The sequence below is a fragment of the Methylosinus sp. H3A genome, assembly GCF_015709455.1.
Taxonomy (GTDB): Bacteria; Pseudomonadota; Alphaproteobacteria; order Rhizobiales; family Beijerinckiaceae; genus Methylosinus.
This window is the reverse complement of sequence record NZ_JADNQW010000005.1, coordinates 766,853-779,094: the sequence shown is the minus strand read 5'-3', so window position 1 is coordinate 779,094 and position 12,242 is coordinate 766,853. Positions and strand designations below refer to the sequence as shown.

9 protein-coding genes are annotated in these 12,242 nt (G+C 67.2%); 1 reads left to right on the top strand and 8 read right to left on the bottom strand.

Features of this window, described 5'->3' with window-relative positions; genetic code table 11:
- Nucleotide 1: 1 nt before the first annotated feature.
- From IY145_RS06745 to IY145_RS06710, 8 genes are all read right to left on the bottom strand, one after another.
- A complete protein-coding gene (locus tag IY145_RS06745) occupies nucleotides 2-508 on the bottom strand; it encodes a FixH family protein (RefSeq protein WP_196407496.1) in 507 nt (168 codons plus the stop codon).
- Nucleotides 509-518: 10 nt separating this feature from the next.
- Complete coding sequence (ccoG, locus tag IY145_RS06740; protein ID WP_196407495.1) at nucleotides 519-1,970, bottom strand: cytochrome c oxidase accessory protein CcoG; 1,452 nt, start codon at nucleotides 1,968-1,970, stop codon at nucleotides 519-521.
- 32 nt (nucleotides 1,971-2,002) lie between these two features.
- A complete protein-coding gene (ccoP, locus tag IY145_RS06735) occupies nucleotides 2,003-2,890 on the bottom strand; it encodes a cytochrome-c oxidase, cbb3-type subunit III (RefSeq protein ID WP_196407494.1) in 888 nt (295 codons plus the stop codon).
- A 4-nt stretch (nucleotides 2,891-2,894) separates the two neighbouring features.
- Nucleotides 2,895-3,047: a cbb3-type cytochrome c oxidase subunit 3 gene (locus IY145_RS06730; RefSeq protein ID WP_196407493.1), complete on the bottom strand. Its 153-nt coding sequence runs from the start codon at nucleotides 3,045-3,047 to the stop codon at nucleotides 2,895-2,897.
- A 4-nt stretch (nucleotides 3,048-3,051) separates the two neighbouring features.
- Nucleotides 3,052-3,810, bottom strand: a complete 759-nt coding sequence (gene ccoO, locus IY145_RS06725; protein WP_196407492.1) for a cytochrome-c oxidase, cbb3-type subunit II — start codon at nucleotides 3,808-3,810, stop codon at nucleotides 3,052-3,054.
- 12 nt (nucleotides 3,811-3,822) lie between these two features.
- Entirely contained in the window at nucleotides 3,823-5,478 is a 1,656-nt protein-coding gene (gene ccoN / locus IY145_RS06720; protein WP_196407491.1) for a cytochrome-c oxidase, cbb3-type subunit I, read from the bottom strand.
- A gap of 342 nt (nucleotides 5,479-5,820) precedes the next feature.
- A complete protein-coding gene (locus IY145_RS06715; protein WP_196407490.1) occupies nucleotides 5,821-6,291 on the bottom strand; it encodes an SH3 domain-containing protein in 471 nt (156 codons plus the stop codon).
- 132 nt (nucleotides 6,292-6,423) lie between these two features.
- Nucleotides 6,424-6,765 (bottom strand): hypothetical protein, encoded by a 342-nt coding sequence (locus IY145_RS06710; RefSeq protein WP_196407489.1) that lies wholly within the window; start codon nucleotides 6,763-6,765, stop codon nucleotides 6,424-6,426.
- A 316-nt stretch (nucleotides 6,766-7,081) separates the two neighbouring features.
- On the opposite strand from IY145_RS06710, the gene IY145_RS06705 reads away from it, so the two are divergent.
- A complete protein-coding gene (locus IY145_RS06705) occupies nucleotides 7,082-12,229 on the top strand; it encodes a hypothetical protein (protein WP_196407488.1) in 5,148 nt (1,715 codons plus the stop codon).
- The last annotated feature ends 13 nt before the right edge of the window (nucleotides 12,230-12,242 follow it).

Here is a 12,242-nt window from a genome sequence, read left to right as displayed (position 1 = left end):
CTCAATCGATGCGGATGCGGCTCTTGGAGCGGAACATTTCGCGGCCGTCGCGCGAGGCGATCAGCACGAGATCGCGCCAGCCGGATTCGATGGCCAGCGGCGCCTCGTAGCGGCCGGGCGCAGCCTCGACGAGAACGACGGCCACATCCTTGCGTCCGTCGACCGGCGCGCGAACTTCGGCGGTGAGCTTCAGCCCGGTCAGCGCGCCACTGCGATCGCGCAGCGTGACGGAGACGAGGCTCTCCCATGCGCCGCGGCCGAGAATGGTCGCCTCCACCTTCCAGTCGCGCGCGCTCTGCTCGCGCGCGCCGGCGATGTCGAGATTGTAGGCGAGGCCTTTCTCATAGGCGCGGCCGATCTCCTCGCCGCGGAAAGTGGTGACGGCGGCGTAGATCATCACGCCATTCACCGCGGCGACGGCGCCGAAGAAGAAGATGAGCAGCGCGAGAACTTCCGCGCCGCCGAGGCGGCGCTGCGGCGCCGCGCGCATCAGATGGGTCTGCGACATGGTCTTCTCCTCACGGTATCACGAAAACGTCTCTCATCGCGACCGACGCTCCGCTCTCCACATCCTTGGAGGTGAAGAGAATCGGCGTCTGTCCCTTGGCCTTGCGGCCGCCGCGCAGCGTGACGAGCGCGCGCGCCTCGCGCGTCTGATCCGGACCGACGCCGACGATCATGCGGCCTTCGGCGTCCGGCTCGACGCCGACGATCTCGAGCTCGGCGTCGTCGATCCCGCTCATTTCCAGCAGGAAGCGGCGTGGCTCGGCGTTCATATTGGCGAAGCGGATCGTATAGGCGTTGCGAACGCCGCCGTCGGCGAGAGCGACGGCGAGCGGATTGCGGTCATGCAGCACGGAGAGGCGCGCGTCGTCGCGCGTCGCGAGCTTCGCCGACATGAGCCCGCCGATCGCCACTATCAGCGCCGCATAGACGATGGTGCGGGCGCGCAGCGGCTTGTAGATCGGCGCCTCGCCCCTGTGGCGGCGCTCGCAATTCATCTGTGTGTCATAAGCGATGAGCCGCGCCGAGCGACCGATCTTCGCCATCACCGCGTCGCAGGCGTCTATGCACAAGCCACATTGCACGCAGCCGAGCGAGGCGCCATTACGAATATCGACGCCCGTGGGGCAGACGGCGACGCATTGACCGCAATCGACGCAATCGCCCGCCGGCGCGCCGGCGGAGCGCAGCGCGCTCGCCTGCTTCAGCGACATGCGCGGGTCGCCGCGATCATAGCGATAGGTGACATTCAGCGCATATTCGTCGGTGAGCGCGGCCTGTATGCGCGGCCAGGGGCACATGTAGAGGCACACCTGCTCGCGCATATGGCCGGCGAGCATATAGGTGGTGAAAGCGAGAATGCCGATCCAGACATAGGCCTCGGAGATTCCCGGCTGGAAGGTCGCGAGCTCATAGACCAGCGTCGGCGCATCGGCGAAATAGAGCACCCAGGCGCCGCCGGTCCACCAGGCGATGGCGAGCCACAGCGCATGTTTGGCGATCTTCTCGCGCCAGATTTTTGCCGTGCGCGGACCGGCGTCCTTGCGGGCGCGCTCGCGCGCGTCGCCCTCGATCCAGCGTTCGGCGGCGAGATAGAGATCGGTCCACACCGTTTGTGGACAGAGATAGCCGCACCACACGCGCCCGGCGAGCGCATTCATCAGGAACAGAATGAGCGCGGCGAGGATCAGCAGGCCGGTGAGGTAATAGACCTCCTGCGGCCAGATCTCGATGAAGAAGAAATAGAAGCGTCGATGCGGGAAATCGACGAGCACCGCTTGGGCAGGCGCATTCGGGCCGCGATCCCAGCGCAGGAAGGGCAGGAGATAGTAGACCGCCAGAGTGAAGGCGAGCAGCCCCCATTTGATGCGGCGGAATTGTCCCTCGACTCGCCTGGGATAGATCGCTTTGCGCGGCGCATAGAGCGAACCGCTCTTCGCTTTGCCCATATCGGCGCTCGTCGTCATTTTCCCGCTCCCGCTCCCGCTCCCGCTCCCGCTCACTCGCCGCCGCCGAGCGTATGCACATAAATGGCGAGCGCCTTGATCGTCGGCTCGTCGAGGCGATCGCCCCACGCCGGCATTACGCCGCCGCCGCCATTCGCGATGCGGCCGACGATGGTGTCCTTGTCCGAGCCGAACAGCCAGAGAGCGTCGGTCAGATTTGGCGCGCCCATGTCGTGATTGCCCTTGCCGCCGACGCCATGGCAGACGGAGCAATTGTCGTCATAGAGCTTCGCGCCTTGCGCGGTCGCTCTGCCGCCGGGGAGCGCGGCCATAGCGCGCACTTGATCGGCGACGAGCGAAATCTGCTCGGCGTCGAGCATTCCGTCGCGGCCGAAGGCCGGCATGGTCTCGGTGCGCGTGTCCTTGTCGGCGTCCCAGCGCACGCCATGCTCTATGGTGCGGCGAATGTCGGAGAGCTTGCCGCCCCACAGCCAATCATCGTCGTTGAGATTGGGATAGCCCTTCGCGCCCTGCGCGCCGGCGCCGTGGCAGCCGGCGCAATTATTGGCGAAGGCGGCCGCGCCCAGTGCGCGCACGGCGCTCAGCAATTGCGGCCGCGCCTCTATCTCCTCGAGCGGCGCATTGGCGAGCCGCTCCAGCACCGGGCCGCGAATCTCTGTCAGCTGCTCCATGTCGCGGGCGACCGATGCGCGCGAATGCCAGCCGATGAGGCCTTGCGTTCCGCCAGAGAGCGTCGGCAGCGCCGGATAGGCCAAAAAATAGCCGATCGACCATAGGATCGTCGCATAGAAGGTGACGACCCACCAGCGCGGCAGCGGCGTGTCGAGCTCTTCTATGCCATCCCATTCATGGCCGGTGGTCTTTGTCTTGGTGTGCGGATCGATGCGGACCGCGTCGCTCGGAGCTTCTCGCGTCGACATATCTTCAATCCTCTCGCAATGGCGTCTCGGCCGCCCGGCGGAATTTTTCGCGATTGGATGGCCACAGCGCATAGGTCGTGGCTCCGGCGAACAGCAGAATGAAGAAGAGAAGGCCCGAATTCGCCGCGAATTCGCGCCATGATTCGTAAGTGGTCATGACGTCACCTCACATTCACCGCCGCCTTGTCGTCATAGAGCTTGAAATTCACCGAGACGCCGAGATGCTGCAGATAGGCGATCAGCGCATCCTCCTCGCTGACGCCGCTTTTGCTCGCGATGTCGTTGACGATCGCGTTCGGATAGCGGCGGCGCAGCGCCTCGGCGCCCGGATCGTCCGGCGCGCTCTGCGCCGAGAGATCGGCCTTGGCGTTGTCGATCTGCGCATCCGTGTAGGGCACGCCGACGAGACGCAGCGTTTTCATCTGCTCCACGATATGCGCAGCGTCGAGCGGCGTCTGCGCGAGGAAGGGATAGCCCGGCATGATCGATGTGGGGACGACGGAGCGCGGATCGCGCAAATGGTCGCGGTGCCAATCATTGGAATAGCGGCCGCCGACGCGCGCGAGATCGGGGCCGTTGCGCTTCGAGCCCCATTGGAACGGATGGTCGTACATGCTCTCGGCGGCGAGCGAATAATGGCCGTAGCGCTCCACCTCGTCGCGCAGCGGGCGGATCATCTGCGAATGGCAGGTGTAGCAGCCTTCGCGCACATAGATATTGTAGCCGGAAAGCTCGAGCGGCGAATAGGGACGCACGCCTTCGACCTTCTCGATCGTGTTGTGGAGATAGAAGAGCGGCACGATCTCGATGATTCCGCCGATCGAGACGAGCAGCAGTATGGCGAGCAGCAGCAGGATCGAATTGGTCTCGAGCCGCTTCTGCAAGCCGCCGGTGGGCGCATTGCGCGCAATGTCGGACATCTTGCCCTCCTCTTATTGCGCAGGCTGCGGAAAGGGCGCGAATTCGGTCGCGCGATTCGGAGCGGGCGAGCGAAGCGTCTTGTAGATGTTGTAGACCATGATCAGCGCGCCGATGAGGAAGAGGCCGCCGCCCGCCGCGCGGATCACATATTCCGGATGCAGCGCATCGGTGGTCTCGATGAAGGAATATTCCAGGAATCCCTGCGGCGTATAGGCGCGCCACATCAGTCCTTGCATGATGCCCGCCACCCACATGGCGGAGATGTAGAAGACGATGCCGATCGTCGCGATCCAGAAGTGCCAGTCGACGAGCTTCAGCGAATAGAGCTTGCGGCCGAACACCCAGGGAATGAGGCAGTAGAGCGCGCCGAAGGAGACGAAGCCGACCCAGCCCAGACTTCCCGAATGCACATGGCCTATGCCCCAATCGGTGTAATGTGACAGCGCATTCACCGCCTTCACCGACATCAGCGGGCCTTCGAAGGTCGACATTCCGTAGAAGGCGACGGAGACGACGAGCATGCGCAGCACAGGATCGGTGCGCAGGCGGTCCCAGGCGCCGGACAATGTCATGAGGCCGTTGATCATGCCGCCCCAGGAGGGCATCCACAGCATGATGGAGAAGGTCATGCCGAGCGTCTGCGCCCAATCGGGCAGTGCGGTGTAGTGCAGATGATGCGGACCGGCCCAGATGTAGAGGAAGATCAGCGCCCAGAAATGAACGATGGACAGGCGATAGGAGTAGATCGGCCGCTCGGCGCGCTTGGGCACGAAATAATACATTATGCCGAGAAAGCCCGCGGTCAGGAAGAAGCCGACGGCGTTATGGCCATACCACCATTGGATCATCGCATCCTGCACGCCGGACCAGACGATCACCGATTTCGGCGAGAAGATCGAGATCGGGATCTCGGTGTTGTTGCCGAGCACGAGAACGGCGACCGTCACGATGAAGGCGAGATAGAACCAATTGGCGACATAGATGTGCGGCTCCTCGCGCTTGGCCAATGTCGCGAGGAAGACGATGAGATAGACGACCCAGACCACGACGAGCCAGAGGATCGCATACCATTCGGGCTCGGCGTATTCGTGCCCGCGGGTGACGCCGAGCAAATAGCCGGTGCCGGCGATGAGGATGAAGAAATTATAGCCGAGCACGACGAACCAGGGCGCGAGATCGCCGGCGAGGCGCGTGCGGCAGGTGCGCTGCACGACATAGAAGGAGGTGGCGAGCAGCACATTGCCGCCGAAGGCGAAGATCACCGCCGATGTGTGCAGTGGACGCAGACGACCGAAATTGATCCAGGGCAGATCGAGATTGAAGGCCGGGAATGCGAGCTCCAGCGCGATATAGAGCCCGACGGCGAAACCGGCGACGCCCCAGAACAATGCGGCGAGCGCGCAAAAGCGGATCGGCCCGTAATTGTAATTCGGGCGTCCGTCGACGAGGCGCGGCGGCGGCTCCGCCTCGCGCAGCTCGAAGCGCTTCAACAGCGCGAACACTGCGACGGTCGAACCTGCCGCGAACAATGCGGCGTGGAACGCATAGGCGGGCGTATGCGCGCGCGATGCGACGAAGCCCGTCAGTGCGGCGAAAGCGATGAATAGCAGCGTCAACGTGGCTTCGGGAAGAGTGACGGATTTTGTAGGAACGTCGGTCGGCGCCATGGGAGGGATCCTCGCAGACTGGCGGGAAGGCGAGCGGCGCTTCGCGTCGCGCCGCATGTCTTTCGTCTTTGATCACGAGGGAGAGTCTATCGCTCGCGCGGCGATGCGATTTGACATCGATCAAGAAAAGCGGCTCGCGTCCCGCGCTGCGCACAAATGTCACAGGCGAATGAAAAACAGGGGTTATTTTCCGCGGAATTCTGGGACTTTCGAACGAGGGCGCCGCAGCGCGCGAACGTCAAAAAACGAGACGCGCGCTTATTTGTCGCAACATGAAGCGTAAGGCGCGCGCGAAAATTCGACCGGCGAAACGGCGCATTCGCAGTGATGAAAGTCTTCGAGTCAGAACCAGCCGAAGCCCGGCCGCCAGATCGCATTGCGATACCAAGGCACATGTCCGCCAGGAAAGCCGTAGCGCCATTGCACGGCGCTCGTTCCTTCATATTCCCATGGGCCCGTGTACCAGGGGCCGGCGGAGACATAAGGATCATAGAGCGGCGGAATGTCGCGGCGCCATACATAGGCGCCGAGCGGCGGCAGGATCGGCGTCTCCACGGGCCGCGCCGCGATATAGGCGAGCGCTTCTCTCGCCACATATCCGTCGGAGCCTGCGTACGAAACACGGCACCAGGCGGAGCGGCACGGGCCGACCTCGACGACAGCGAGAGCTGGAATGGCGAGAAGGGGCGTGAAATTCAGGCCCGGGCCGGAGCGCAGATTGACGACATCGCCGACTTTGGCTGGGCGCGCGCAGGCCTGCGAGCCGGCGAAGAGAGGGGCGGAGAAAAGGAAAAGAATGAAAGAAAAGCGCATGGGGCCTCGATCGAAACGATTTTTCGAAAAGATTCGATGAAAAATTCTATCATCGAATCGTCGAGGCCGCATAGCGGACGGCGCGCGGAAGCGTGTTCCGCGCGCCTTCGTCTTCGGGCGCTCGCCCTTCGATCACTCGAAGATGCGCAGCGGCGCGGAGATGAGGCCGACCGGAGCGGGAGCCGGCGCCACGACGACCGAGGTGACGACCGGGGTGACGATCACGGGACGAGCGAGCAGCGAATTGGCGATGAAGCCGATCCTGCCCGCATAGGCCACGCGCGACCAGCTGCCGATATGTCCCTGCACCTCGACGACCGTCTGCGGCGGTATGGCGAGAATGGGCAGGAAGCCGACGCCCGGACCCGAGCGGAAGGCCGCCAGATCGGTGACGACGCGCGGGAAGGCCGCGGCCGAGCCGACCGAGCCGAGGAGCGCGGCGACGGCGAGGACGGATGCGATTTTCGATTTCATTCAAGACCTCCGTAATAGGCATGCCTTTCGGCAATCATGAGCCTCACGTCGGCGCAATTAGCGCGCGGCCGGGCGCCCGACACGGGCTCGGCGCAAATTCACTTCTTCTCGAGGTTAACGGCGATGCGCGCGATCTCTTAGCGAAACGTCACATTTCGATCGCATTGTGCGCGGGCGCACGGCGGCGCCTCGAAAAAGCGCGCTTTCTTGGGTCCATCGAAGGCGCGCCGCGAAAACGAGTCCGGCTCGACTCGAAGAGAAGCGGCGGCGTAAGCTCGAGCGCGGCGCCTTTCGACGCGGCGGAGCGGAGGGTGTCATGTTGCGCATGATCGGGGCCTTGATTTTGAAGATCGTGACCGCTTTCGCGATTTCCTGCCTTTCGCTCGGCGCCTTCGTCTCCTATGCGGCTTCGGAGCCCGCGCCTTCCGCCAAGGCGCGCGTCGAGCAGCGCGCCGCCCCTGGCCGATTTTCGGCGAGCGAGCTTCCGGCCGACCGTGACGGCTTCTCTCTTTTGACGATTCCGGCGCCTGGCCGTTACGCCATTTCCGCGCATAGCGCCGCGGGCGTGGCCATTGGGCTCGTCGATATGATTTCCGGTCCGGGCGAGACGTCCGGCGCCGCCGGCCAGCGCGACGGCCGGCTCGATCTGCTGCTCGACGCCGGCGTCTATAAGCTGCGCGTCTCCGGCGCGAAGGGCGCATCCGGCAAGGCGCGCCTCGCCGCGGAGGCGTTTCAGGAACAGGGCGCGCGGGAGGCGCTCGCTGCGGGCAAGACCTATTCCGCTGAGCTCGGCGATCTCGCCCAGCGCAGTTTCTCGCTCGAGGCAGGGCCCTTAGGCCGCATCGCCGTCGAGGCGCTGGGCCGCGGCCTGCGTGATCTGCGTCTGTGGAAGGCGAGCGGCGAGCTCGTCGATCTCGTTCCCCAGCGCGCGATGATCGAGACGAAGCCCGGCCGCCCGATGACTCGGCTGCGCCTCGAGGGCGCGGTCGAGCCCGGCCGCTATGTCGCGACCGCCTATGGCGGCGAGCCGATCGTCTGGCCGGAGGGCGGCGGCGCGCAGCCTTTTCTCTTGCGCCTTCTCGAGCCGGGCTCGCTGGCCGCGGGCGTGGCGAATGGCGTCATCGGCCCCTTCGGCTCTGTGCGCTTCGAGGCGCCGGCGAGCTATGACACATTCCGCCTGGAGCTGCCCAAGCCCGTCGCCGCCCGCCTCGAGGCGCGGCGTGGGGAAGGCGCGTCGGCTTCCGCTCTCATCGACAAGACCAGCCGCGAGCCGATCGTCGTCGTCTCGCTCGGCGGCGACGGCAAGACCTCGGGCCGTATCGAAGTGTCCGGCCTCGAGGGGCAGGCTTTCTCCTTGCGCGCGTTGCGCCGGGCGAGCCGCGCGCCGATCGAGACGGAGGGGCCCAATCTCGTCGCCTTGGACGTGGCCGGCGAGGGCGCAGACGAAGTTCCGGCGACCGCGCTGCTCGCGCGCACGGAGAATGGCAAGACGCGCGTGCTCGCCGCCGATCTGCCGAAGCTGGGGGGCGGCCGCGCCTATCGCGGCAAGTTCAATCTGCGCGGGCCGACCACTCTGTTGTTCGAGGCGACCGACAGCGGCCCCGTGGCGATCAATGTGAAAGGGCCGCGGGTCCGCGCCGTCATCGAGCCCGCTTTCGGCGCCGCCGCGCCGCGCGCCGATGGGCGTCTGCCGAGCCGCTATGATCTTCAGGCAGGCTTTTATGCTCTCTCCCTCGAGCCGCTCGAGGGCGCGGTCGGCATCGTCGATCTGACGCTCGGCCCTCCCGGCCTCACGCCCGATCTTCCGCCGCCTCCGCCGGCCCGCGCCGTCATTTCCTTCGGCGAGCGGAAGCTCGACAAGAGCGGCTCTTATTTCATTCTCGCCAATGTCGCGCCGGGCCTGCTGACGGGCCCGCGCGTCATCGCGCTGCCCGCCGATCTCGAAAAAGGCGCCGCGCCTTTGTGGCGGCCGGCGTCGACGGAATATCTCCTGCCGGTCCGCACGCCGCGCGGGGGCAAAATTCTCACCGTCGACGAGAAGGGCGCGAGCGCGCCCGCCGTGATCGCCGAAGAGAGAATCGAAAACGACAATCGCTTCGCGACCATCCGTCTCCCGGCGCGAGCGGAGCCGGGCGCGCTCGCTCTCATCTATGCGCGCGATGTCGAACCGGCGTCCGCCGAGGCCGCGCAGGAGCGTCCGGCGACGACGATCGCTTCCGCCAAGCCGGCCTGGTTCGATCTCTCGCGAGACGAGACGCGAGAGTTCCGTTTCGATGTTTCCGACGGCGGGCTCTATCGCGTCGAGACGCTCGGGCGGCTGCAGACGCGCCTCTCGCTCGGCGCCGCTCTCGCGCCGCGTCTCGGCGAAGGCGAGGACAATGGCCCCGGCCATAATGCGCTGGTGACGAGCTATCTGCGCGCCGGCGCCTATCGCGCCGCCGTCACCGCGCGCGAATCCGCCGGCCATCTCGGCCTTTCGGTGAAGAGCGTGGCGATGGCGACGACGGCGCCCATCGTCGGCGAAGGCGCTGCGCGCGCGGCGCTCGACAGCGGCCGCGGCGCCGTCGTGCCGATCGACATTGCCGAGGATGGCCTCTATCGGCTCGATCTCCAGGGGCTTAACAAGGCGTGGCGCGCGCGGCTCGAGGAAGCCGACGGCTGGCCGCTCACCACGCCCGGCCCGCTCACGCGCCTCACGCGGCGTTTCGAGAAGGGAAGCTATCGCCTCGTCGTGCTGCCGGAGGATGTCGAAGGCCGCTTCGTCGCGCGCTTGCGCAAAATCGCGACGCCGGCGCCGCTCGCGGGACACGGCCCGCATGCGCTGCCCTTCGATCAGGCGCAAAGACTGCAATGGCGCGAGCCCCTCGCCAAGAGCGCGCCGCGCGATCCGGATATTTGGACCTTCGCGCTCGCGGGAGACTCCGATGTCGATCTCGACATAGGCGACGGCATGGTCGCGGAGATTTTCGACGCCGCGCGCAAAAGCGTCGGCAAATTCGCCGCTGGCCGCAAATTTTCCGCCAAGCTCTCCGCCGGCGCCTATAGCGTCGAGGCGAGGAGCCTCGCGCATGACGATCGGCTCGATTACCGCATCACGCTCGCCTCGAAGCAATTGCAGCCGGGCGCGCCGCGTTTCGTCGCATTGCCGGCGACCTTGCCCTTCGCCATCGCGCGCGATCGCATCGTCGATATCGCGAGCTTCGGCGACAAGGAGCTGATCGGCGCGCTCGAGGACGAGAATGGCGTCGTCGTCGAGCGGCTCGAGGGCCGCACGGAGGATTGGAACGTCTCGCTCTCGCGCCATCTGCCCGCCGGCGCCTATCGCCTGCGGCTCGACGAGCTGAAGGGCGCGCCGCAGCCCGCGCGCGAGGCGGAGGAGCAGAACGAAAGCGAAAGCGAGAACGCCGCCACGGAAGGCGAGCCGGCCGCCGAGGAGTTGGACGAAGCCGCCGAGCCCGAGGGCGTCGAGATTCGCCTCGCGCTGCCCGCCTCGGCGCCGGCGGAGGGACTGACGCTTTCAGGCGTGAAGACCGTGCCCGGCTCCGGCGCGCATGAGTTCGCGCTGCCGGCCGCGCAGGAGGGGCGGCTGATGATCGTCGCCGCGCAATCGACGCGCGAGACGGCGCTGTCGATCGAGAAGCGCGAGGCCGACGGACATTGGCGCGTCATCGGGCGCGAGCGTGGGCTCGCCCCTGTCGCCGCCTGGCCGGCGCAAGCCGGCGAATGGCGCGCGACCGTCTGGACGATCGGCGGCGCCGACGCGCCCGTTACGCTCGCCGCGCGCAGCCTCGCGCGCACGCCGCGCGGCTTCGGCGACATAGCGCTGGAGCCGGAGCCGATCGAGGGGCTCGCGACCAAAATTTGCGTCGGCCTCGTCGCGGCGCCTGCTTCCGCCCTCGTCGCCATCGGCGCTTCGCCGGCGTCGCTCGCCGCGGGCGCATCGGCCGGACATTTGCTCGCGCCGACTGCGGCCGGCGCGTTGGCGCCGCAATCGGAAAGCCTGTGGCTGTTGTCGCGCGAGGATTGCGGGGCCAAGGCGCGCGTGGCCTCCTTCGCGCCGAATGGCGCCGAGATTCCGCTCACCCTCGGCGAAGGCGAGCGCGCCGTGTTGCCTTCTGCGCCGCCGCCGGCCGGCAAGGCGCGGCTGTGGCTCGCGCGCTCGGCCTTCGGCCAGCCGGGCGTTTCGGCCGGGCGCGGTTTCGCCGTCGCGCCGGGCGTGGCGCTGGCGCTCGCCGGCAAGGAGCCGCCGCGCCTGTGGAACGCCGCCGGCCCCGAGCCGCTGCGCCTCACCGCGCAGGCGATCGACGTCGCCCGCGCCGCGCCGATCCGCGCCGGCGCGCTGTTTGCGGGCGTCATCCCGCCCTTCACCGCGCAGCCTGTCGCCTTCGACGGCGCCGGAGCGCTGGCGCTCGATCTTTCGAGCGGACTTGCCGCCTTCTCCGCTCCGGAGGAGGCGCGCGTCTTCGCCGGCTTCGCCGATGGCGCGCCGCTCTCGCGCCGGCTGGAAGGCGTCCGCGCGCTCTGGCTCGTCAATCTCACAGATAGGCCCGTCCCGGCGCGCGCGGCGGCCTCGTTCGAGCGCTATGAGCCGCTCGTGGCGGGCAAGGCCGTCAAGCGCTTCTTCGGCGCCGCCGGGGAGGCGGCGCATCTCGTCGAGGCGCAGCCGGGCGATCGGCTCGTCGTCGCGGGCGGAGAGGCGGTTTTCGTCGGCGCGAGTGGGCGCGTGTCGCGGGGCCGTTCGCTCGCCCTCGACGGGCCGGGCGAAGCGACGATCGCCCATGCGCCCGGCCTCGTCGCCGCCTGGATCGAGCGCGCCGGAAAATCGCCTTGGCCAGCGGCGGCGCGGCGCGATGTGGCGGCGTCCTTCGCCGCGACGCTCGACGGCGAGGCGCAGGCTTTCGCGCTCGATGTGAGCGCGCCCGTCGTCGTCGATATTCGCACGAGCGCGCCGGCCATCGTCGCCGTCACGCAGAATGGCGCGCGCGAGGTCGCGACCTTCCCGGCCGGCGTTGAGCTGCATCGTTACGCCGCGCCCGGCCGCGCGCTCGTCGAGATCTATTCGCCGCATGAGGGCGCGCTGTCGGGAGCGCTGAATATTTCGACGACGCCGGTCATTTCGGTGAAAGACGGCGTCAATGATCCTATAGCGCTCGGACCTGCGGGCGGCGCGCTCTTCACCTTCGAGGTGGCGAAGGCCGGCGAGATCGGCCTCGGCCTGCGCGCCGAGCCGGATCGCGCCGAGCTGCGTCTCTTCGACGCCGCGGGCAAGACGCTCGGCGAGGGGGCCGCGCAGATTCTCCGCCTCGAGCCGGGCCGCTATTTCGTCGAAGCGCGCGCGCCCGCCGACGCGCCGGCGACGACATTGCGCCTCGCCCTGCGCGGCCTCGCGCCGCCGCCCTCCGGCCCGCCGCCGGACGTCGTGGCGGAATTTCTGGAGAAGGCGGGAAGAAAGAGCGGCAGATGAATCCGCTGCTCTC

Coding starts and splice junctions, on each gene's coding strand:
- IY145_RS06745 (WP_196407496.1), bottom strand. CDS start 508: ATGTCGCAGACCCATCTGATGCGCGCGGCGCCGCAGCGCCGCCTCGGC.
- ccoG (WP_196407495.1), bottom strand. CDS start 1,970: ATGACGACGAGCGCCGATATGGGCAAAGCGAAGAGCGGTTCGCTCTAT.
- ccoP (WP_196407494.1), bottom strand. CDS start 2,890: ATGTCGACGCGAGAAGCTCCGAGCGACGCGGTCCGCATCGATCCGCAC.
- IY145_RS06730 (WP_196407493.1), bottom strand. CDS start 3,047: ATGACCACTTACGAATCATGGCGCGAATTCGCGGCGAATTCGGGCCTT.
- ccoO (WP_196407492.1), bottom strand. CDS start 3,810: ATGTCCGACATTGCGCGCAATGCGCCCACCGGCGGCTTGCAGAAGCGG.
- ccoN (WP_196407491.1), bottom strand. CDS start 5,478: ATGGCGCCGACCGACGTTCCTACAAAATCCGTCACTCTTCCCGAAGCC.
- IY145_RS06715 (WP_196407490.1), bottom strand. CDS start 6,291: ATGCGCTTTTCTTTCATTCTTTTCCTTTTCTCCGCCCCTCTCTTCGCC.
- IY145_RS06710 (WP_196407489.1), bottom strand. CDS start 6,765: ATGAAATCGAAAATCGCATCCGTCCTCGCCGTCGCCGCGCTCCTCGGC.
- IY145_RS06705 (WP_196407488.1), top strand. CDS start 7,082: ATGTTGCGCATGATCGGGGCCTTGATTTTGAAGATCGTGACCGCTTTC.